Origin of the sequence: Pseudoxanthomonas yeongjuensis (assembly GCF_010093345.1) — a bacterium.
Taxonomy (GTDB): domain Bacteria; phylum Pseudomonadota; class Gammaproteobacteria; order Xanthomonadales; family Xanthomonadaceae; genus Pseudoxanthomonas_A; species Pseudoxanthomonas_A yeongjuensis.
In genome coordinates, this window is record NZ_PDWT01000001.1 from 898,038 (window position 1) to 918,240 (window position 20,203).

At 65.3% G+C, this 20,203-nt stretch carries 20 protein-coding genes, 1 tRNA gene and 1 pseudogene; 12 read left to right on the top strand and 10 right to left on the bottom strand.

Annotated elements, in window-relative coordinates; translation table 11 throughout:
• Window positions 1-28 precede the first annotated feature (28 nt).
• From CSC74_RS04020 to CSC74_RS04045, 6 genes are all read left to right on the top strand, one after another.
• On the top strand, window positions 29-1,948 hold the full coding sequence (locus tag CSC74_RS04020) for a heme lyase CcmF/NrfE family subunit (RefSeq protein WP_162313104.1): 1,920 nt from the start codon (window positions 29-31) through the stop codon (window positions 1,946-1,948).
• A complete protein-coding gene (locus CSC74_RS04025; RefSeq protein ID WP_162313105.1) occupies window positions 1,945-2,535 on the top strand; it encodes a DsbE family thiol:disulfide interchange protein in 591 nt (196 codons plus the stop codon). The genes CSC74_RS04020 and CSC74_RS04025 overlap by 4 nt, the downstream gene beginning before the upstream one ends.
• A gap of 169 nt (window positions 2,536-2,704) precedes the next feature.
• Window positions 2,705-3,136, top strand: coding sequence for a cytochrome c-type biogenesis protein (locus CSC74_RS04030; protein WP_246192935.1), 432 nt, complete (start codon window positions 2,705-2,707; stop codon window positions 3,134-3,136).
• Window positions 3,136-4,158 carry a tetratricopeptide repeat protein gene (locus CSC74_RS04035; RefSeq protein ID WP_162313107.1) on the top strand — a complete coding sequence of 341 codons (1,023 nt, stop codon included), beginning with the start codon at window positions 3,136-3,138 and terminating at the stop codon, window positions 4,156-4,158. Before CSC74_RS04030 ends, CSC74_RS04035 begins: the two co-directional genes overlap by 1 nt.
• Before the next feature lie 160 nt (window positions 4,159-4,318).
• Complete coding sequence (metX, locus tag CSC74_RS04040; protein ID WP_162313108.1) at window positions 4,319-5,446, top strand: homoserine O-acetyltransferase MetX; 1,128 nt, start codon at window positions 4,319-4,321, stop codon at window positions 5,444-5,446.
• A gap of 122 nt (window positions 5,447-5,568) precedes the next feature.
• Complete coding sequence (locus CSC74_RS04045; RefSeq protein ID WP_162313109.1) at window positions 5,569-6,156, top strand: cysteine dioxygenase family protein; 588 nt, start codon at window positions 5,569-5,571, stop codon at window positions 6,154-6,156.
• Between the two features lie 76 nt (window positions 6,157-6,232).
• Here the strand turns inward: CSC74_RS04045 and CSC74_RS04050 are convergent, their stop codons facing one another.
• On the bottom strand, window positions 6,233-7,681 hold the full coding sequence (locus tag CSC74_RS04050; RefSeq protein WP_162313110.1) for an MFS transporter: 1,449 nt from the start codon (window positions 7,679-7,681) through the stop codon (window positions 6,233-6,235).
• A gap of 266 nt (window positions 7,682-7,947) precedes the next feature.
• On the opposite strand from CSC74_RS04050, the gene CSC74_RS04055 reads away from it, so the two are divergent.
• Window positions 7,948-8,033: transfer RNA gene (locus CSC74_RS04055), tRNA-Leu, on the top strand.
• Between the two features lie 141 nt (window positions 8,034-8,174).
• On the opposite strand, the gene CSC74_RS04060 is transcribed toward CSC74_RS04055, so the two are convergent.
• Window positions 8,175-8,834 carry a trimeric intracellular cation channel family protein gene (locus CSC74_RS04060; RefSeq protein ID WP_162313111.1) on the bottom strand — a complete coding sequence of 220 codons (660 nt, stop codon included), beginning with the start codon at window positions 8,832-8,834 and terminating at the stop codon, window positions 8,175-8,177.
• Window positions 8,835-9,164: 330 nt separating this feature from the next.
• Here CSC74_RS04060 and CSC74_RS04065 point away from each other — a divergent pair, with 330 nt between their 5' ends.
• The 3 genes and pseudogenes from CSC74_RS04065 to CSC74_RS04075 form a co-directional block, all read left to right on the top strand.
• The gene (locus tag CSC74_RS04065) at window positions 9,165-9,854 is read left to right on the top strand and encodes a TetR/AcrR family transcriptional regulator (protein ID WP_162313112.1); all 690 of its coding nucleotides are present in this window, start codon (window positions 9,165-9,167) and stop codon (window positions 9,852-9,854) included.
• A gap of 213 nt (window positions 9,855-10,067) precedes the next feature.
• Complete coding sequence (locus CSC74_RS04070) at window positions 10,068-11,282, top strand: NAD(P)/FAD-dependent oxidoreductase (RefSeq protein WP_162313113.1); 1,215 nt, start codon at window positions 10,068-10,070, stop codon at window positions 11,280-11,282.
• 235 nt (window positions 11,283-11,517) lie between these two features.
• Window positions 11,518-11,721: pseudogene (locus CSC74_RS04075) on the top strand (HupB); the annotation flags it as partial.
• Window positions 11,722-11,939: 218 nt separating this feature from the next.
• Here CSC74_RS04075 and CSC74_RS04080 read toward each other — a convergent pair.
• From CSC74_RS04080 to CSC74_RS04110, 7 genes are all read right to left on the bottom strand, one after another.
• Window positions 11,940-12,374 carry a hypothetical protein gene (locus tag CSC74_RS04080; protein ID WP_162313114.1) on the bottom strand — a complete coding sequence of 145 codons (435 nt, stop codon included), beginning with the start codon at window positions 12,372-12,374 and terminating at the stop codon, window positions 11,940-11,942.
• Between the two features lie 8 nt (window positions 12,375-12,382).
• Window positions 12,383-12,541: a PspC domain-containing protein gene (locus CSC74_RS04085; protein WP_246193003.1), complete on the bottom strand. Its 159-nt coding sequence runs from the start codon at window positions 12,539-12,541 to the stop codon at window positions 12,383-12,385.
• A 176-nt stretch (window positions 12,542-12,717) separates the two neighbouring features.
• Window positions 12,718-13,080 (bottom strand): YfeK family protein, encoded by a 363-nt coding sequence (locus CSC74_RS04090; RefSeq protein WP_162313116.1) that lies wholly within the window; start codon window positions 13,078-13,080, stop codon window positions 12,718-12,720.
• Window positions 13,080-14,150 carry a class III poly(R)-hydroxyalkanoic acid synthase subunit PhaC gene (locus CSC74_RS04095; RefSeq protein WP_162313117.1) on the bottom strand — a complete coding sequence of 357 codons (1,071 nt, stop codon included), beginning with the start codon at window positions 14,148-14,150 and terminating at the stop codon, window positions 13,080-13,082. Before CSC74_RS04095 ends, CSC74_RS04090 begins: the two co-directional genes overlap by 1 nt.
• Entirely contained in the window at window positions 14,147-15,496 is a 1,350-nt protein-coding gene (phaE, locus tag CSC74_RS04100; protein WP_246192937.1) for a class III poly(R)-hydroxyalkanoic acid synthase subunit PhaE, read from the bottom strand. The genes CSC74_RS04095 and phaE overlap by 4 nt, the downstream gene beginning before the upstream one ends.
• Window positions 15,497-15,587: 91 nt before the next feature.
• Window positions 15,588-16,202 carry a CDP-diacylglycerol--serine O-phosphatidyltransferase gene (pssA, locus tag CSC74_RS04105; protein WP_162313118.1) on the bottom strand — a complete coding sequence of 205 codons (615 nt, stop codon included), beginning with the start codon at window positions 16,200-16,202 and terminating at the stop codon, window positions 15,588-15,590.
• Between the two features lie 167 nt (window positions 16,203-16,369).
• Window positions 16,370-18,208 (bottom strand): 3-hydroxybutyrate oligomer hydrolase family protein, encoded by a 1,839-nt coding sequence (locus tag CSC74_RS04110; protein ID WP_162313119.1) that lies wholly within the window; start codon window positions 18,206-18,208, stop codon window positions 16,370-16,372.
• 121 nt (window positions 18,209-18,329) lie between these two features.
• Between CSC74_RS04110 and CSC74_RS04115 the strand changes: the two genes are divergently transcribed.
• Both CSC74_RS04115 and CSC74_RS04120 read left to right on the top strand, forming a co-directional pair.
• The gene (locus CSC74_RS04115) at window positions 18,330-18,995 is read left to right on the top strand and encodes a response regulator transcription factor (protein WP_162313120.1); all 666 of its coding nucleotides are present in this window, start codon (window positions 18,330-18,332) and stop codon (window positions 18,993-18,995) included.
• A 1-nt stretch (window position 18,996) separates the two neighbouring features.
• Window positions 18,997-19,443 carry a GNAT family N-acetyltransferase gene (locus CSC74_RS04120; RefSeq protein ID WP_162313121.1) on the top strand — a complete coding sequence of 149 codons (447 nt, stop codon included), beginning with the start codon at window positions 18,997-18,999 and terminating at the stop codon, window positions 19,441-19,443.
• 134 nt (window positions 19,444-19,577) lie between these two features.
• On the opposite strand, the gene CSC74_RS04125 is transcribed toward CSC74_RS04120, so the two are convergent.
• Window positions 19,578-20,066, bottom strand: a complete 489-nt coding sequence (locus tag CSC74_RS04125) for an NUDIX hydrolase (protein ID WP_162313122.1) — start codon at window positions 20,064-20,066, stop codon at window positions 19,578-19,580.
• Window positions 20,067-20,203: the final 137 nt, after the last annotated feature.

Genomic DNA, 20,203 nt, shown 5'->3' on the forward strand with positions numbered 1-20,203 from the left:
ACGAAAAACAAAAAAACATTGAGCCGACATGCTGCCTGAACTCGGCCAGATCGCCCTGGTCCTCGCGCTGCTGGTCGCGGTGCTGCAGGCCGTGTTGCCGCTGGCCGGCGCGCAGCGCGGCAAGCCGGCCTGGATGGCGGTCGCCCGGCCCGCCGCCTATGCGCAACTGGTGCTGGTGCTGGGCGCATTCGCGATCCTCACCATCGCCTTCGTCACCCAGGATTTCTCGGTCAAGTACGTGGCCGAGAATTCCAATTCGCTGCTGCCGCTGATGTACCGCTACACCGCGGTATGGGGCGCGCACGAAGGCTCGCTGCTGTTGTGGGCGCTGGTCCTGGCGGTATGGACCGCGACCGTGGCCTGGTTCTCGCGGACCTTGCCCGAGCAGGTCATCGCCCGCGTGCTCGGAGTGATGGGCATCGTCAGCATCGGCTTCCTGGCGTTCCTGTTCTTCACCTCCAATCCCTTCGCCCGCCTGTTGCCGATGCCGCCGGAAGGCCGCGACCTCAATCCGCTGCTGCAGGACGTGGGCATGATCATCCACCCGCCGATGCTGTACATCGGCTATGTGGGTTTCGTGGTGCCGTTCGCGTTCTCGATCGCCGCCCTGCTCGACGGCAGGGTCGATGCGCGCTGGTTGCGCTGGACCCGGCCGTGGACCAACGTCGCCTGGGGTTTCCTGACCATCGGCATCGCCCTGGGCAGCTGGTGGGCGTATTACGAACTGGGCTGGGGCGGCTGGTGGTTCTGGGACCCGGTGGAAAACGCCAGCTTCATGCCCTGGCTGGTGGGCGCCGCGCTGTTGCATTCGCAGGCCGCCACCGAGAAACGCGGCAGCTTCCGCGGCTGGACCCTGCTGCTGGCCATCGCCGCCTTCTCGCTGTCGCTGCTGGGCACGTTCCTGGTCCGCTCGGGCGTGCTGACCAGCGTGCACGCGTTCGCCGCCGACCCGACCCGCGGCCTGTTCGTGCTGATTTTCCTGGGCCTGGTCATCGGCGGCTCGCTGCTGCTGTACGTGCTGCGCGTGCCGCGACTGGAACAGGGCGCGCCATTCGCCGCCAGTTCCCGCGAAACCCTGCTGCTGGCCAACAACGTGCTGCTGACTTCGGCCTGCGGCATGGTCCTGCTGGGCACCTTGTATCCGCTGCTGGCCGATGCGCTGGAACTGGGCAAGATTTCGGTCGGCCCGCCTTATTTCGGGCTGCTGTTCCTGCTGCTGATGACCCCGCTGGTGTTGCTGCTGCCGTTCGGGCCGCTGACCCGCTGGCAGCGCGAAGAGCCCTCGCGGCCGCTGCGCATGCTGGCGCCATGGGCGGTGCTGGCGCTGGTCCTGGGTGCGATCGGTTATTCCACCGCTCCGCAGGGTCCGTGGAAACCCGCCGCCGGCATCGCCGGCGCCGCCTGGATCGCCCTCGGCACGCTGCGCTTCCTGTGGACGCGATTCCAGTCCAGGGGCAGCCGCTTCACCGCCGAAATGCTGGGCATGACCCTGGCCCATGGCGGCATCGCCGTGTTCCTGCTGGGTGCGCTGCTGGTGGAAGGCTTGAACGTGCAGCGCGAGCTGGCCATGACGCCGGGACAAACGGTCGCGATCGGCCGCTACGCGTTCCAGTACCAGGGTGTGGATGAAATCCGCGGCCCCAATTACCTGTCCACGCGCGGCCATGTGCAGGTCCTGCGCAACGAGCGGCCACTGGTGCTTCTGCATCCCGAGAAACGCGCCTACGCCAGCGGCGGCCAGGTGATGACCGAAGCCGGCATCCACCCCGGATTATTCGGCGACGTGTATGTCGCCATCGGCGAAGCGCTGGGGGGCGAGGCGCGCGCGGTGCGTATCCACATCAAGCCGTTCGTGCGCTGGATCTGGCTCGGCGCCGGCCTGATGGCGCTGGGCGGATTCGTCACCGCCACCGACCGGCGTTTCCGCAAAACCGAGGACAAGCGATGAACCAGCCCGCACCCGCACCGGGGAAACCGCCGACCGGCGCCTTCGTCTTCGCCGGGGTGATCATCGCGCTGTTCTTCATCGGCCTGATGGGCCTGCTCTATTACGGAGTGAAGAAATCGGACACGGCCAACCGCGACGCCCTGCCCTCGCCGCTGATCGGCAAGCCCGCACCCGCCTTCGACCTGCCGCTGCTGCACGAACCCGGCAAGCGCCTGACCCTGGCCGAGTTGCGAGGACAGCCGTTCGTGATGAACGTGTGGGGTAGCTGGTGCCCGGAATGCCGCGTCGAGCATCCGGTGCTCAGCAAGTTCGCCATGACCAAGCGCGTGCGCTTCATCGGCTACGACCTGAAGGACGCGCGCGAGGACGCGCTGGCCTGGCTGGAACAGTTCGGCAACCCGTACCTGATGGTGGTCGCCGACGAAAGCGGCCGCACCGCGATCGACTGGGGCATCTATGGCGCGCCGGAGACCTTCCTGGTCGACGCCAAGGGCATCGTCCGCTGGAAACACGTGGGCGCGGTCACCGACCAGATCATCAAGGACGAGCTGGTGCCGCTGCTGGACAAGCTGGATGCGGAAAAGTGACGGAACGATGAGCGCAAATCTCGCGGCCTCCCTCAATTCGTCATTCCCGCACAGGCGGGGCTTTCAACAGCCGCATGGCTGGTCATCGCTCTTCGCTTTTGTGCCGGGGAAAAGTAAAAGCAGGAGCGATTCCCGCCTGCGCGGGAATGACGACAGGTGTATTTCCCTCTTGCGGGTACTCGTCCTGCTGGCCCTGCTCCTGGCCCCCATCCTCTGCATCGCCCAGGTCAGCGACCCGACCCCGTTGCGGTTCCGCGACGCGGCCGAGGAAACCCGCTTCCACCAGCTGACTTCCGAACTGCGCTGCGTGATGTGCCAGAACCAGTCGCTGGCCGATTCCAACGCGCAGATCGCCCACGACCTGCGCCGCGAAGTGCTGGACCTGATGAACCAGGGCAAGTCCGACGCCGAGATCAAGCGCTTCCTGGTGGAGCGTTATGGCGAATTCGTTCTGTACAAGCCCGAGATCCAGCGCGATACATGGCTGCTGTGGTTCGGTCCGGGGCTGTTGCTGCTGGCGGGAGCGATCGTCGTCGTCGTGATCGTGCGCAAGCGTGGCGCCGGCGGCACCGTCGTCAGTGACGACAACCAGGAGTGGTGATGGGTCTGTTCCTCGCGATTGCGGTAGTGCTGGCTCTGGCCGTATTCGGCGTGGTGTTGCGGCCGCTGTGGCGCGAGTCGCGCGGACTGGTGCTGGGCGGGTTCGTGGCCCTGGGCCTGGCGACGTTCGCCCTGTACCGGCTCATGGGCACGCCTGCCGCTACCGGCCAGGTCGCGGCGAACGCGATGCCCACCACCCTGGACGAAGCCATCCTCCAGTTGCAGGCTGCGCTCGAACGCGATCCCAACCAGCCACAAGGCTGGCTGCTGCTGGGAAAATCGCTGGCCTCCGAAGGCAGGCTTGCCGAATCCAGCGATGCCTTCGCCCGGGCGGTGAAACTGTTGCCGGATGATCCGGATCTGTTGGTCGAAGCGGCGCAATCGCGGCTTTATGCCTCGCCGGAACGCAAGCTGGATGCGCAGGCCATTGCCTGGGTGCGGCACGCTTTGTCGGTGCAGCCCGGACACCAGCGTGCGACCTGGTTGCTGGGGATTTCGCAGCGCCAGGAAGGCCAGTCGGCCGAGGCGGCCAAGACCTGGGAACCCCTGCTTGCCCAGGTCGATGCGGCCACCGCCGCCACCTTGCGCCAGCAGATCGATACCGCCCGCGCCGATGCCGGCCTGCCGCCGTTGCCTGCCCCGGCGGAGTCCGCGAGTCCGGCCACCAGCGCCAATGCATTGACCGTGAAGGTCGCGCTGGATCCCGATTTCGCCGCGCGCGCGCGCCTGCGTGGCGACGCCACGGTTTTCGTGATCGCCCGCGTGCCCGGCGGTCCGCCGATGCCGGTCGCGGTGGAGAAGCATTCGCTGTCCGAGTTGCCGCTGACAGTGGCGCTGGACGATGGCGACAGCCCGATGCCCACGCAGAAATTGTCGGCGTTGAAGGAAGTGGAAGTGTTCGCGCGCCTGTCGGCCAGCGGCGATCCAATGCGCCAGGAAGGCGACATGGAATCGAAACCGGTGCGTATCACCTTGCCAGCCACATCGCCCGTCGAGCTGATCTTGGGCCCATCCAGTAAATAAGCGGAGCGGATCCTGTGGGAGCGGCGTCCCGCCGCGGGTTCTCGATCCTGTTGTTGCTTCTGCTTTCCAGGAATTGAGCTGGCGCGAAAAGCCCGCGGCGGGACGCCGCTCCCACGAAGTCGCTTCCACCTTGGCTTGATGCCCCGGCTAGAATCCCCCCATGACCGAATTCATACCGCCCGGCACCCGCTTCCACGCCTTGCCCTCGCCTTTCCCGATGAAGCGCGGCGGCGAACTGCGCGACGCACGCATCGCCTATGAAACCTGGGGCGAGCTGAATCGCGCGCGCGACAACGCCGTGCTCATCGTCACCGGCCTGTCGCCGGATGCGCACGCGGCCGCCAATGCAGGCAATGCCGAACCGGGCTGGTGGGAAGCGATGCTGGGGCCGGGCAAGCCGATCGACACCGACCGCTGGTTCGTGGTCTGCGTGAATTCGCTGGGCAGTTGCAAGGGTTCCACCGGGCCAGCCTCGGTCGATCCGTCCACTGGAAAACCCTATCGCCTGGATTTCCCCGAACTGTCGATCGAGGACGGTGCCGACGCGGCCCATGAAGTCGTGCGCGGCATGGGCATCGAACGCCTGGCCTGTCTGATCGGCAACTCGATGGGCGGCATGACCGCGCTGGCCTACCTGCTGCGCCATCCCGGCAGCGCGCGCACCCACATCAATATTTCCGGCAGCGCCCACGCCCTGCCGTTCTCGATCGCCATCCGCTCGCTGCAGCGCGAGGCGATCCGCCTGGATCCCAACTGGAATAACGGCGACTACGACGAGGCGACCTACCCCGAGTCCGGGATGCGCATGGCGCGCAAGCTGGGCGTGATCACCTATCGCTCGGCGCTGGAGTGGGACGGCCGCTTCGGCCGCGTGCGCCTGGAGTCCGACCGCCCGGACGAGGAACCGTTCGGCCTCGAGTTCCAGGTCGAGAGCTACCTCGAAGGCCACGCGCGCCGCTTCGTGCGCCGTTTCGATCCGAACTGCTATCTGTACCTCAGCCGCTCGATGGACTGGTTCGACCTGGCCGAGCATGCGGATGGAAAACAGGCTGACGGCGATGTGCTGCAGGGCCTGGCCCGGATCCGCGTGGACAAGGCCCTGGCCATCGGCGCCAGCACCGACATTCTGTTCCCGTTGCAGCAACAGCAGCAGATCGCGGACGGCCTGCGCGCGGGCGGGGCCGAGGCGGAGTTCCTGCCGCTGGAATCGCCGCAGGGGCACGACGCCTTCCTGGTGGATATCGAGCGTTTCGGACCTGTGGTAGCCGACTTCCTAGCCGGGATTTGACCTTGTAGGAGCGGGCCTTGCCCGCGATGCTCTCCCGCGACCGGGCTGGAGAGCATCGCGCCCAAGGGGCGCTCCTACAACGGGCGGGGTAAAATGGCCGCAAATTCCACGGGATATGCCCCATGAGCATCAACTTCCACGGCCACGACAAGCTGGTCGCTTCGCTGGATGCCGCCGTCGCATTGGGCGACGACCACGCCATCACCGACGCATTGCGCAAGACCCTGTGCGAGATGATCTGCGATGAGGAAGTCGCGCTGCCGGACTGCGTGCTGGAGCCCATCGCCGACCACTATGCACGGCGCGAGCTCTACACCAGCCCCGAACATGGTTACAGCGTGGTCGCGATGACCTGGGGTCCCGGCCAGGGCACCAAGATCCACGATCACTCGGGAATGTGGTGCGTGGAAGGCGTGTGGAAGGGCCGCCTGGAAATCACCCAGTACGAACTGGCCGAACGCGACGACGAACGCTATCGCTTCATCCCGGTCGGCACCATCGAGGCCGGCACCGGCTCGGCCGGCAGCCTGATCCCGCCGCACGAATACCACACCATCCGCAACCCCAGCGACAAGGCGATCGCCGTGTCGTTGCACGTCTACCAGCGGACCATGGTCCGCTGCGGCGTGTTCTCGCCCGACGGGGACGACGCGGAATGGCAGAGCCGTGGCGAGCGTTTGCTGGGAACGGACCAGGTAGTTCCCAACTGACTGTCCCGGGGCAGGTACGTCCCGCCTCCCTGCTCTTCCCGACCCGACAGGCTCGCCAGAGGCGAGCCTGTACGTATCAGTGCGAGCCGCCTGCGCTGATCCTGTCCAGATCGATGCCCTGCTTCTTCAGGATGCCGACCGTGCTCAACGCGTAGAACGCCAGGTAGGCGAAGCAGGCCACACCCACGATATAGCTCATCTGCATGCCGATGCTGTCCGCCGCCACGCCCTGGATCCAGCTGACGATGCCGCCCCCCATGATCATCATGATCAGCAGGCTGCTGCCCTGGTTGGTGTGCTTGCCCAGGCCGGTGATCGACAGGGTGAAGATGCAAGGCCACATGGTGCTGCAGAACAGGCCCACGCTGATGAACGCCACCGCGCTGGTCTTGCCGCTGGCGAACATGCCGATCAGCAAGGCGACGATGCCGCAGACCGCGAAGTACAACAGCATCCGCGCCGGGCTGCCGCGGCTGGCCAGGGTGGCCACGATCATCAGCGCAATGACGAAGACGTAGCCAAGGAACTGGGACACCTCGTGCCGTGCGATGGCATTGACCGCCAGGAACACGCCGAAGGCCAGGAACGGCAGGATCAGGGTAAGCAGGCGCTTGGCGCCCGCACCGACATCGAAAGCGCCTGCCGCCCCGGTCCAGCGGCCGATCATCAGGCTGGCCCAGTACAGCGAAACGTAGGGCGCGACCGAAGAAGTGGGAATGCCCATGCTTTCCTGCAACAACGCCGGAAGGTTGGCGACGGTCGAGACTTCCACGCCTACGTAGACGAAGATCGCCAGCATGCCCAGCACCAGTTGCGGGTAGCCGAAGGCCGATGCCTTGTGCAGCAGCCTGGAGTTGTCCCGGGCCTCGGATTCGGTGACCTGGTCCAGGTCGATGCGGTCCGGTACCGACGAGAATTTCAGGAACACGGCCACCAGGATGAAGGCCAGTCCCAGCACCAGGTACGGCGTCTTGACGCTTTCGATGCTGGCTTCGGTGCCGCCCGCCGCCACGCTGCCGAAAATCGCCACGCTGACCAGCAACGGCCCGATGGTCGTGCCGAAATTGTTGACGCCGCCAGCCATGGTCAACCGCTGCGAACCGGTCCGTGGATCGCCCATCACGATCGCCAGCGGGTTGGCCGCGATCTGCTGCAACGAGAAACCCAGGCCGACGATGAACAGACCCGAGAGCATCAGGTTGAATGAGCCCAGGTTCGCCGCCGGATAGAACAGCAGCGTGCCGATCGCGGAAATGACCAGGCCCAGCGCGATCCCGTTCTTGTAGCCGATGCGATTGAGCACATCGGTGCCGATCAGCTTGGAGACGAAGAAATAGATCAGCGAGCCGACGGTATAAGCCACATAGAACGCCACCGACACCAGCTGGCTCTGGCCGTGGGTCAGGCCGAACGCGCTCTTGAACACCGGGATCAGGATGTCGTTGCTCGCCGCCACGAACCCCCAGAAGAAAAATACCGTGATGAGTACGCCGAACTGCGACCAGCGGGTCTGTTGTGTCGTCATGGCTGTTGTTGTTCTTCCCCGGAGTTTTTGGATAAGTGAAGCGGCAGCAGCGAGAGCGCCGCCTCGGCATGCCGTCACCATGCGATACCGATTCTGTCACCCATTGCAGCAACGCTCACTGGGTGACAGCGCTGTCAAGATACTCAAATCGTTCTGGAATGCATCCCGCGCTGCAGCATCGCCGGGCGAAGTGCCCGCGCCCGCCGCCAGCGGCCGCGCTCATGGAATTGGGGTTTTCCGATCACTCCGCTATACTTCGCGCCCGCGCCGAAGTGGCGGAATGGTAGACGCAGCGGACTCAAAATCCGCCGCCCTTAAAAGCGTGTGGGTTCGAGTCCCACCTTCGGCACCAGAAAAAGCCCCGTTTTCGGGGCTTTTTCCATTTCGGCCGCCTCCCCGCCGCGAACGCATTACGGCGGCAGACCGCGGAATCCATGAATACGTATGCGGGGACGCATTGCGATCGCAGCGATGCGTATCGCGCCAAATGGCTCTAGCCGGGGTTTTGGTCCGGATCCTTGCCATCGTCCGGCGCCAGGCCCGGAGCCACCGGCAGGTGCCAGTCGTAGCGCAGCGCCAGCCCCCGCAGCAGGAAGCACAGGCCTGCGCCGCCGATCGCCGACACCGTAGGCAGCCAATGCAGCCAATGGCCGACCACCACCACCGATGCCCCCGCCAGCGCCACCACCGCATACAGGTCGGCACGGAGCACCGCGGGAACCCGGTTCAACAACACGTCGCGCATCACCCCGCCACCGACGCCGGTGAGCATGCCGAGCAAGGCGGCCATGACCGGATGCAGGCCGAACGCCAATGCCTTCTGCGTGCCGGCGACGGCGAACAGCGCAAGCCCCATCGCATCGAAGATCAGTACCGGGTGGCGCAGCTTCTCGACGAGGGCGTGCCAGCGGAACGTGATCATCCCCGCCAACAGCGAGACGATGAGGTAGCGCCCGTCCTCCAGCGCGGCTGGCGGAACCGCACCGATGAGCAGGTCGCGGGTGATGCCGCCGAAATTGCCGGCCACGAACGCCACCACCAGCACGCCGAAGACATCGAGCCGCTGCCTGGCCGCCGCGCTCGCGCCGCTGATGGCGAACACGAACGTGCCGACAAGATCGAGGATCGAGACCAGGGTGCCGACCTGGATCATCGCGCACCTCCCCGCCCATGCGGCACGCCAGGTCCGCGTATCGGCGCCTGTGTCCACAGCTTCGCCAGGCGGAAAGCCGCCGGTAGGGGCATGCGGTTGGCCAAGTCGGTTTCCCCGGGAATGGAAGGGCGCCAGATATACCATCTGGCGCGCCCCGCTTCAGGGAAACCGCTTTCAGCCGCAGGTTTCCGATTTCCGGCCTGGACAAGGCCATGCCTCCATTCCCGGCACCTGCGCCTCGCGCCCTGTCCGGCTCGATGAATCCGGCTTCATGCGCTTTTTTGCTAGATTGCGCCAGCGGCAACCAGCCACGACACCTGCTCCAGTCCCATGACCGCACCTTCGGACACGCTCGACCACGACAACTCCCGATCCCCGGCCTCGATAGCCGCGCTACGCCCACGGACGCCAGTGGACCTGTGCAAACGCGGCGAAATGCGGGTGGAGCGATTCCTGGACGCGGCCACCGAGGTATTCACCGAAAAGGGCTACCAGCATGCGCGCCTCAGCGAAATCGTGGCCCGTGCCGGCGGTTCGCTGGCCACCCTGTACCGGGTGTTCGGCGACAAGGAAGGTCTGGCCCATGCCATCATCCAGCGCGGCTTGCGCGACCTGTCCTCGCACCTGCAGGTCAACCTGTCGGGCCTGCCGCCGGAACAGGCCCTGCACCTGACCGCCGAACAATTCTCCGATAGCGTCGCTTCCGAACAATTCCACGTCATCCACCGCATCGTGATCGGCGAAGGCCAGTCCTTCCCGGCCTTGCGCGACTGGTATTTCGACCATGGCGTGGGCGCGCTGCGCACCCACCTTTGCGAATACTTCGAGCAGGAAGTGGCCGCCGGACGACTGCGCATGGCTTCACCGATCATGGCTTCCAGCCAGTTCTTCATGATGTTGTTCGGCGACCTGGTGATCCGCATCTCCAGCGGCAACCTGCAGCGGATCGATGCGACCGAGCTGCGTGCCTATGCGCGCGATGCGGTGGAGAACTTCCTCTACGGTACGCTACCCCGCTAGGGAGAAAGTTGTGCGGGCTTGTTGTTGCGGGGAGGGGGCTTCGGCCCCGACGCTCTCCTCTGCACTCGTCGGGGCCGAAGCCCCTCCCACAACAAGCCCCTTCCACGGCAAGTGGCGGCGTCAAATTCGCGCTGTTCCATTCTCACCAGCCTCACGCCACCCAAATCTCCCGCAACGCATGCTTTGCCGCATCGTTGCCCAGGCGTGGAATAAATGGATCTCAAGAGCGGTTACCCCTACTGGGCGGTCAAGAATGGCCTCATGCACGCCTTCCCGCCCCTGCAGGCGGATCTGCGTTGCGACGTGGCCATCATCGGCGGCGGCATCACCGGCGCGCTCATCGCCGATGAACTGGCGCGACACGGACACGACGTCGCCCTGATCGAGCAACGCGACGTCGGCTGGGGAAGCTCCTCCGCCAGCACCGCATTGCTGCAGTACGAGATCGACACCCACATGGTCGATCTGGCCAAGCGCTATGGCGAGAAAGATGCCGCCCTTGCCTACGTCAAATGCGCCGAGGCCATCGAGCTGCTGCAGGACAGGGCCCGCGATATCCGCGACGTCGACTTCGCATGGATGGACAGCCTGTATTACGCCAGCAGGCGCCGCCACGCCGGCGTGCTGCGCGAGGAATTCGAATTGCGCCTGCGCCATGGTTTCCAGGTCGAGCTGCTGGAGCATAAGGAGGTGCAGGCGAGGTACGGTATCGATGCGGCGGTCGCCCTATTGAGCCGCCAGGCGGCGCGTATCGATCCCTATCGCATGGCCTGCCGCCTGCTTGCGCGCTTGCAGAAGCGTGGCAGCCATATCTTCGACCGCACGAAGATAGAACGCATCCAGGCCACGTCGCGCAGCGTGGCCTTGCAGACCAGCGAGGGCCATGTGATCCGCGCCAGTCACCTGGTGTTGGCAGCCGGCTACGCCAGCCAGCAATGGCTACGCCGGAAGGTGGCGCAGAATCGCAGCAGCTACGCATTCATCACCGATCCCATCGAGGACACGGCGCTGGGTCCGCTCAAGCGAACAATGGTGTGGGAATCGGCACGTCCGTATCTCTACATGCGTAGCACCGGCGATGGGCGGCTGCTGGTCGGCGGCGAGGACGACAGCGTTGACATGCCGGCGCGGCGCGATGCCCGCGTGGATTCGAAGGCAGCCAAGCTGGCGAAAAAGGTGGCCAGACTATTTCCGGACGTGCCGTTCGAACCGGCGTTCGCCTGGGCTGGCACGTTCGCGGAGACCGACGACGGCCTGCCCTTCTTCGGCCCCCATGCCCAGCATGGGTCGCGCGTGCATTTCGCCATGGCTTACGGTGGTAATGGCATCACCTACAGCATGCTCGGCGCAGGACTGTTGCGGGCCCTGATCGAGAAGCGCCAGCACCCGCTGGCCGAGTTGTTTTCGTTCAGGCGCCTGGATCGTTAGCAACGATCATTGATCATTGGTCTTGTCGCATGGCCCTCGCGATCCACCGTCGCACGCCTTCCGTAGGAGCGACGCGAGTCGCGAATATCGGGAATGCAATGTGAATTCGCGACTGACGTCGCTCCTACGCCCACGTCGGAACCGTGTCGATCTCACATGGCCCTGCCATATTTTTCACCGGGCCCACACGTCCTTGCTCCTAGCCTTGGGCACGTCCAATGTCAGGAGAAATGGCATGCCACGCGGCGAGAAGTCGGCCTATACCGACAAACAGAAACGCCAGGCGGAACACATCGAGGAAAGCGAGATCGACCAGGGCCGCTCGCGGGAAGATGCCGAGCGCATCGCCTGGGCCACGGTGAACAAACAGGATGGCGGCGGCAAGAAGTCCGGATCGGGCCGCAAGTCAACGAAGAAAACCAGTGCGAGGACCGCGAAGAAGGGGGGCAGCTGACGGATAGCAGCGACCGACGCAAACGACAGCGCTTACAACAGATGAAGGCCCAGTCTCCCCAAGTATTACCCTGGATCGGCTGAGCCTTCAGGTCGGAAACCGGTTCTTCCGATTTGCATCGTCCGCCTTGCTTCCGACACGTCGAAAATAGCGCAGCTGCTGTTACCTGGATGTCAAAAACAAACGCCGTTCGTCGGCGGATTTCATGGCCACCAGCCCTTCCCGGTCATCGCATAACGGTCGGCCGCGCGCTCCAGAGGATTGCGCACGCTCACCCCGCCGCAAACCAGGTACACCGGCAGGAACAACGGTCCCAGCACCATGTACTGATAGACGTGGGCCCGCTCGTGGTCGCCGAGCTTGATCGGCGGGTGTCTGCAGCGGCCGGCGCGGTGCTCGTAGGTCACGCATTCCGAATCCAGGGTCGTGCCGGTGTGCAGGATCGTGTTGCCGAAGGTGATCGCACCGCCCGGGCCCCACGGCCAGCGGTGGAACACCAGCGCGTAATCCCTGCGGCTGAATTCAGGCCTGGCGCCGAACGGCATGCCGATCGCGCCGGCAAACAATCCGATCAATGTGTTGGGCAGCGCCCACACGATGCCGAGCAAGCGTGCAGCGCCGATCCAGGTGAGCCGCATCTTGATGCTCAGTCCGCCTCGTTGGGCATCAGCAGCCACAGGATCAGGTAGACCAGGACGCCCGGGAATGCGGCGGAAGCGATCGACACGATCACGAACACCGCCCGCAGCAAAGTCGAATTCCAGCCGAAACGATGCGCGATCCCGCCCATCACCCCGGCGAGCATGCGGTCGTTGAGCGAGCGGGCGAAGGGTTTTGCCTGGTCCACGATGGCGGCTCCTGAACGGGTTCGGCGGAAGTCTAGCGCGCCCACGCGCCCCAATCATCCACCAAGAATCGTGTAGGAGCGACGCGAGTCGCGATGAAGCATCATTGATATCGATTTCGCGACTCGCGTCGCTCCTACATTGCGCCCCGCAAACGCTTCAATTGCCCATTGAACCAGCCGGCGGCGTCCTGTTCCTTGCCATCGCATCGCACCCGGTAAGCCCGACCGCTCATGCTGCTGACGCTGGCGGCACGCTCGATGAACTGCTCTGCGCTGTCGACCTTGCCCTTCTTCAGCAGGTAGTCGTACTTGCGCTGCAGGTGGGCGCGCGCCTCGGCCGCGTCATGCCAACTGCCGTTGCGCTGGAAACGGCAACCCGATTCCGATAGCGCATCCATCAACTGCGCGATTTCAGCTTTCGCTTTTGCCGAAGGTACCGCCGATGCCGGCAACAGGAATCCCAGCAACAGCAACCCGATGATCGCGGATCGACCCATCAACGCGCGCGCTTGCCCAGCCACTCGTGGATCGCGGTCGGCACCTCGCGCTGGGCGCGGCTGGAAACGTAGATGCCGATATGGCCGCCCTTGAAACTGAGTTCGGTGTAGTCGCGCGTACCGGCTAGTCCTCGCAACGCGCGCGAAGCATCCGGCGGCACCAGGTGGTCCTGCTCGGCGAAGATGTTGAGGATCGGCATGTCCACGTTGCCCAGGTCCACCGCCTCGCCGTCGATCTCGATGCCGCCGTTGACGAAGCCGTTGTCCTGGTAGAACTGCTTGATGAACTGGCGGAACGCTTCGCCGGCCAGGTCGGGCGAATCGAAGATCCACTTTTCCATGCGCAGGAAATCCTCGATCGCGGCCTTGTCGTCGAGGATGTCGATCAGGCCCACGTATTTCTGCAGGTGCAGGCGGAACGGCTTGAGCATCAGGTAACTGGAATTCATCAGGTCGGCCGGCACGTTGCCCAGCGTGTCTACGAACAGGTCCACGTCGATGTTCCGGGTCCAGTTGGACAGCATGTTGTCCGGGGTGTGGAAATCCACCGGCGTGACCATGGTGATCAGGTTCTTCACCTTCTCCGGATGCAGCGACGCATAACACAGCGAGAACGCGCCGCCCTGGCAGATACCGAGCAGGTTGACCGCGTCCACGCCGGAGCCGCGCCGCAAGTGGTCCACCGCACCGTCGATGAAGCGGTTGATGTAATCGTCCAGCATCAGGAAGCGATCGGAACGATCCGGATAACCCCAGTCGATGATGTACACGTCCTCGCCGCGCGCCAGCAGCCCCTTGACCAGGGAACGATCCGCTTGCAGGTCGACCATGTAGGGGCGGTTGACCAGCGCGTAGGCGATCAGCAGCGGCACTTTCGCGGTCGGCGTCTGCTCGCCGACGAAGCGGTAGAGCACGACCTTGCCGTCGCGCCAGACTTCCTGCCTGGCGGTGGCGCCGTACTGCACGTCTTCCACTTCCGGTAGGGTCCGCAAGCCTGCGGACAGCTTCTGCTGCAGGATCATGGCTTCCTGGGCCAAGGCATCGGGGGTGATGTTCAACGGTCCGTTCATTTGCGCGCCTTGCCCTTGCCGATGGCGTCAGGGGTATTCAACGCCGCGTAGCGGGCGACCCAGTCCTTCATCGAAACCACCCTCCCGCTGTTCGCGCGTGCGGGAGCCGTCTTCTTTGCAACTGGCTTCCTGGCGACGGTTTTCGCCACAGGAGCGGATTTCTTCCCGGCAGCTGGTTTCGTGGCCACGGATTTTCCCGATGCCGTCTTGGCGACCTGCTTTGCGGCCGCCTTCTGCTCCATGACCGCGGGCTTGGCCGCCAGTTTGCGTGCGGCTGTCCTACGCTTTGATGCAGGCTTGCGTATTGCCGATTTTGGTTTCGTCGGGGTGCGCCGTTTCCCGGCTAACACCGCTCCTGCAAGGGGGGAAGTCGCGCTTCGGGATCGGGATTTCGCAGGAGATGCGGTCGACTCTGCCGGCCTGGGTGCGCGTGTTGCCCTGGGTTCGGCAACCGGGCGCGCAGCAGCAGCTGCGCGACGCAATGCACGCTCGAGTTCGGCGACCTTGCGATGCGCCGAATCGATTTCGGTCCGGGTCGGCATGCCGAACAAGCCGGTCATGTGCTCCACTTCCAGTTGGATCGCCGCGCGCAGGCGCATCTGCGCATTGGTCAGCTCGCCCTGGACCTTGCGGAATTCGGCCGACAAGGCGATGACCGCATAGGCCTGTTCCGCGGAATCGATCCACAGGTCGAACAAGGCGCGTGCGCTGGTGATCTGCCGGCCAGGCTCCTCGTGCGCGATCAGCTTGTCCTCGAACACCTCGAAAGCGCGCTGTGCGCACTTGAGCATCAGCGCATTGAAGGCCTCGCTCTGCTGCTGGTACTCCTGCTGCGCCAGTTGCAGCGCCTGCCAGCGCTCCTGGTGCTCGCGGTACTGACCGAAGGCAGGCAGTTGCTGCCAGCGCTGATTCTGCTGCTGGAATCCTTCCAGGTAAGGCTTGACCTGGTCCAGCCACTCGTCCATCCCGTGCGCACCCTGCCCGCGCATCGCCTTGAACAGGTCGGTAAAGGGATTGCCGTCGCCATTGGCGCCCATCGCCTGGCGCCAGGCCTGGCTCACTTCCCTGGCGCTGCTGTCCTGGCCGGCGAATTGCGCGGCGACCTGCTGCATCCGCCCGAACCACTGGCTGGCCTGCTGGTTGAAGCGCCCTACCGCATCGTTGGCCTGGCTGCGGCCGTCGGGCAACAGTTGCGACCACCAGTCGACCGCCTGCTGCCATTGCTGTGCGGGCTGCGGAGTTGCGGCGCCGCCCATGCCGCCCTGGCGCATCGCATCGCCCCACGCGCTCCAGTACTGCCGTGCCATCGCCTCGAAATCGCCTGTATCGCCGAATCCCGACTTCACTATCACCCCTCCTCCGAGGCCATGGCCCCGATCATAGCAATCGCCGGTTTTGCCTGCGTTACCACCGCACCTGCGTCGCCACGCGCCGGTGTCAGGGCTTGGGAATGCGCAGGGTCTTGCTGATCATCAACGAGCCCGACAACGCGAACACCAGCACCAGCGGATGCAGCAGCCATGGGCCGATCCGGACCGCGCCGAACCATAGCGCTTCGCCGATCGCGCCCGAACCGGCGGCCACGGCCAGCAGGATCACCAGTACCAGGCTGGTGGGAATGGGCGTGCCTTCGAAATATTTCACCTTGTCGTCTTCGTCCGCCAGTTGTTCGGCGGTGACGTTGTAACGGGCCAGTCGACTGACGCCGCAGCAGACGAAGTAACTGAGCACCACCCAGTCCCAGCCGCCCCGCAGTCCGCAGGCATAGGCCAGCGCCGCCGGGGCGACGCCGAATGAAATCACGTCGGCCAGCGAATCCAGTTCACGCCCCAAGGTCGAGGACGACTTGCGCCAGCGCGCGATGCGCCCGTCCAGCGCATCGAAGATGAAAGCCAACGGGATCAGCGCCATGCCGACCATCAGATCGCGTACGTCGCCCTCGTGCAGATAGCGCATCGCCGCGAACACGGCGCCGGTGCCGCAGAAGGCATTGCCCAGGGTGAACCAGTCGGCCAACTGGAACTCGCGCAGCATCGAAAAGTGGCGTGGCATGTCGTTCCCATGGTCGTTCGGGGAACACAGACTGCCAAAACCCAGGTGAAGCCCGCAACCCGTAGGAGCGCCCCTTGGGCGCGATGCTCTTCGTCGGGATCGTGGAGGCGGGCCGAAGAGCATCGCGCCCAAGGGGCGCTCCTACGGGGATCGGGTCTGGCGGAAACTCAAGGTTGCGCGGGTATCGCGAACTGCTCCGCTTCGACCGCGCCGGCGCCGCGCGGCGTGGATTCGATCACCGCATCGGCCGGCAGTTTGCCCTTGCCGTCCAACTGCGCGGAGACCTGGTCGAGCGCGGCATACACATACGGCAGTAGCGGCACGTAACGCGCGCCATAGGCCGGCAACGCCAGGAAACCGTCGAAGTGCTGTGCGTGCTTCACCTGCCAGTAGCTGATCTCGCGCCCGGCGGCCTTGGAGGCAGCGACATAAGGCGCGCTGCTGAAGGCAGGCGGCACCAGGCCGTCATCGAGGCCGTGGATCACCACCATCGGCAGGTCTTTCTGCGGCAATGCGGCGGTGGTTGCCGCCAGTCCCTTGCCGAAGGCGGTCGTGCCGCCGGCATCCAGCAATCCGCGCAGGCATTGCAACCCCGGCAGAGTGAAATCCGGCGGCGCGAGCTGCGTGTCGATGATGCCCACACCCGCACCGGGGGGAATGCCGCTGCCGTCGGCGAACCAGGCGCTGCGTTCGGCCGCCGTCGCCTCGCGTGGCGAGAAATCCGGGTTCTGTGCGGCGAACGAATAACCGCAAGGATGTTCGCCGATCCCGGCGCGCGCATAGGCGGAGGCATAGGTCACGGCCACCGCGCGCCACAGGTCGAAGCCGACGCTTAGAGCGCCGGCAATGAGCGACCGGTCGGTCCAGCCCTTGGCGCGCAACTGGTCGTAGGCGGAGTTCACCTGCGCGGCGGCATCATCGCCGCTGACCAGACCGGCGCTCTTCAAGGCACTGCAGCGCGTGGTCCACAGCGGTTCGGCCTGGGCGCGCAACGGCGGCTGCGGCAGCGAATCGACGGGAAGATGGAGCAAGGCGCAGGGCATCAGCAGCGCCGCTTCGGTGGTGTAGTCGTAGAGCGTGCGGCTGCCTGGGGCCGGCAGGAAGACATTGGGTTCACCGGCGACCACGGCATCCAGCCAGTCGCCGTCCAGTTCCGCCGCGCGCAGCACCGCGCCGCCACCGTTGGAAATACCCACAGCGATCACTCGCGTATTTTCGAAGGTGAACGGCTTGGCCTGCGGGAAAGCGCGATCCAGCGCCGACAGTGCGAACTCGGCGGCCTGCTTCACGTGCCGGCCCCAGTCGGCTTCCGGATTGTCCCCGGACAGCGCGTGCTTGAAGGCCACGCCGGACATGCCCACCGGCACCTCCGGCACGAAGGCCAGCGTTTCGCCGAGTTCACCGCGGGTGCCGTCGAGCTTCACTCCGGTATGCGTATCGATGTCGTAGTAGTCGGTGCCCGCGCCCTTGTCGGTGTAGGCGACCGCGCAGCCCTTCGGCAGTCCCCAGGCACCGGCGACGGCGATGGAGCCGTAGATGCCGCGCGAACCGGAGGAAGCCGTCACCACCACGCAACGTTTCCCGGTATCGAAGCTGTCGGGTACCTGCAGCAGCACGCGATGCGGCTGTTTCGCGCCCGGAACGGTGGCGAAGGCGGAGAATTCGCGTCCCGGCACGTGGGCCACGCTGCCGTAGACCTCGCCATAACCGCCAGTGAGGGAAAGATCGGCGATGCCGCGCCAGTTGTTCCAGATCGACCGCCGCCGCAGTTCTTCGGCAGTGGGAGCGGCCGCATCGGCGAAACCCGGCGGCGTCATCCCGCGCAGGCCCGCAAGTCCCAGGCCGGCGGTCAACAGGTCGTCGCTGCCGCGATGCTCGGTTTCGCGCTGCGGTTCGATCATCGCGGCTTCCTTCGTAGGCGCCCGGCTGGGCGAGGTGCTGCAGGCGGCCGCCGAGAGGCAGGCGAGGAGGATGGCGGCGAGGCGCAGGCACGGATTATTGTTCATGGCTACAAACTAACCGCTCGCGCCGGTCGCGTCATCGTACTTTGGTACCACGCTGCGCCAGCCACTATGCTGGTACGGTGCCCCACCCGACTCGTACGCCTTCGATGAACCTACCGCGCGCATGCCCAGGCTGCTGATCGCCGACGACCACCCGCTGTTCCGTGCGGCGCTACGCGGCGCCGCGATCGATGCCGTGGCGGAACTGTCGGTGCTGGAAGCCGAATCGCTGGACGGCGTGCTGGCCGCGCTGGAAGCGAACCGGGATATCGACCTGGTGCTGCTGGACCTGCACATGCCCGGCAACCACGGACTGGCGGGACTCGCGGCGATCCGCGCGCAATATCCGGAAGTCGCAGTGGTGGTGGTTTCCGCCAACGACGACCCGCGCGTGGTGCGGCGCGCGCTGGACCATGGCGCCGCCGGCTACCTGCCCAAAAGCTCCGGCCTGGACGAACTGCGCGACGCCATCCGCAGCGTGCTGGCCTGCGAACAATGGTTGCCGTCGTCACTGCGCGCCTCGGTGGCGCGCGCGCAATCCTCGCGACACGACGCCGAACTCGCCGCGCGCCTGGCCAGCCTGTCGCCGCAGCAGTTCCGGGTGTTGACCCTGGTCGCCGAAGGCCTGTTGAACAAGCAGATCGCCGACCGCCTGGACGTGCAGGAACGCACGGTCAAGGCGCACCTCACCGCCATCTTCGAGCGCATGGGCGTGCGCAACCGCACCCAGGCCGGCGTTGTGCTGCGGGAACTGGAATTGAGCGATCCAGCGCGGCAGATGGAGGGATGAAATGCCAACGAACCACGCATTCGAATTGCGCTCTGCGCGACTCGCCGACGCGGCCGAAGTAGCGCGCCTGTCCACGCAGCTGGGTTATCCCGCCAATGAACGGGAAATGGCAGGGCGGCTCGATGCCGTTTTGTCCGCGGCCGATCGCCATGTCTTCGTCGCCGCGCGAGGCCAGCGCTTGTGGGGTTGGATCGGAATCGAACTGCGCACCACACTGGAGACGGGCCTGAAGGCGGAAATCGTCGGCCTGGTGGTCGATGACGAGGCGCGACGCTCGGGCGTGGGCAGGGCGCTGGTCGATGCGGCCGAAGCCTGGGTCCGCGAACAGGGGTTGCACACGCTGATGGTCCGCTCCAATACAGCGCGTGTGGAATCGCACCCGTTCTACCAAGGCCTTGGTTTCGTCCGCAGGAAAAGCCAGCACGTCTACTTCAAGGCATTGGACTGAAGCGGCGATCGCACGGTATGCATAGGGCGGGCCCTGGCCCGCCGCTCCAGGTTATCGCGAACATGCCGTAAAACGAGGTTGGCCCGCAGCCACAAGCTATCGCAAGTACTCCGGAAGGCGGGCCGGCCCCCGCCCTACACCCGCGAATAATTCCACGAGACCATCTTGCCCTCGCGGTATGGCATCACCCCGTGGAAAGCGCGCTGATCGTCGTCGAACACCAGCGGCAGGAAATGCCGGTCTCCATCCCATAACGGCAACTGCATGATGTCCGCCACCGGCACCCATTCCAGCGTGCCTTCCGGGTTGCTGGCGTGGGGCGTGCCGGAATACTCGGTGATCACGAACAGGAAGCCCAGCCAGTCCTCGCCATTCTTGCCGAAGCCGGGCCAGCTGATGGTGCCGCGCAGCGACAGCGCATCGCATTCGATGCCCGCCTCCTCATGGATCTCGCGGCGCATGCCCGCGACCACGTCCTCGTCGCGTTCGATCTTGCCGCCCAGTCCGTTGTACTTGCCCAGGTGCTGGTCGTCGGGCCGCGCGTTGCGATGGATCAGCAGCACCTGCAAGCGGTCGGGCGACAGCACGTAACCGAGGGTGGCGACGATGGGGGTGTAAGGCATGAGGAAGTTCCGGGAAAGCAGACTCGCATTCTAAATGGGTGCGCCGACAATGCCCGTGTAGGAGCGACGCAAGTCGCGAAGGCGATGCGTCATCCTGTGCGGAATGCATCGATCCGCGCGTGATTCCGGGGTTACGG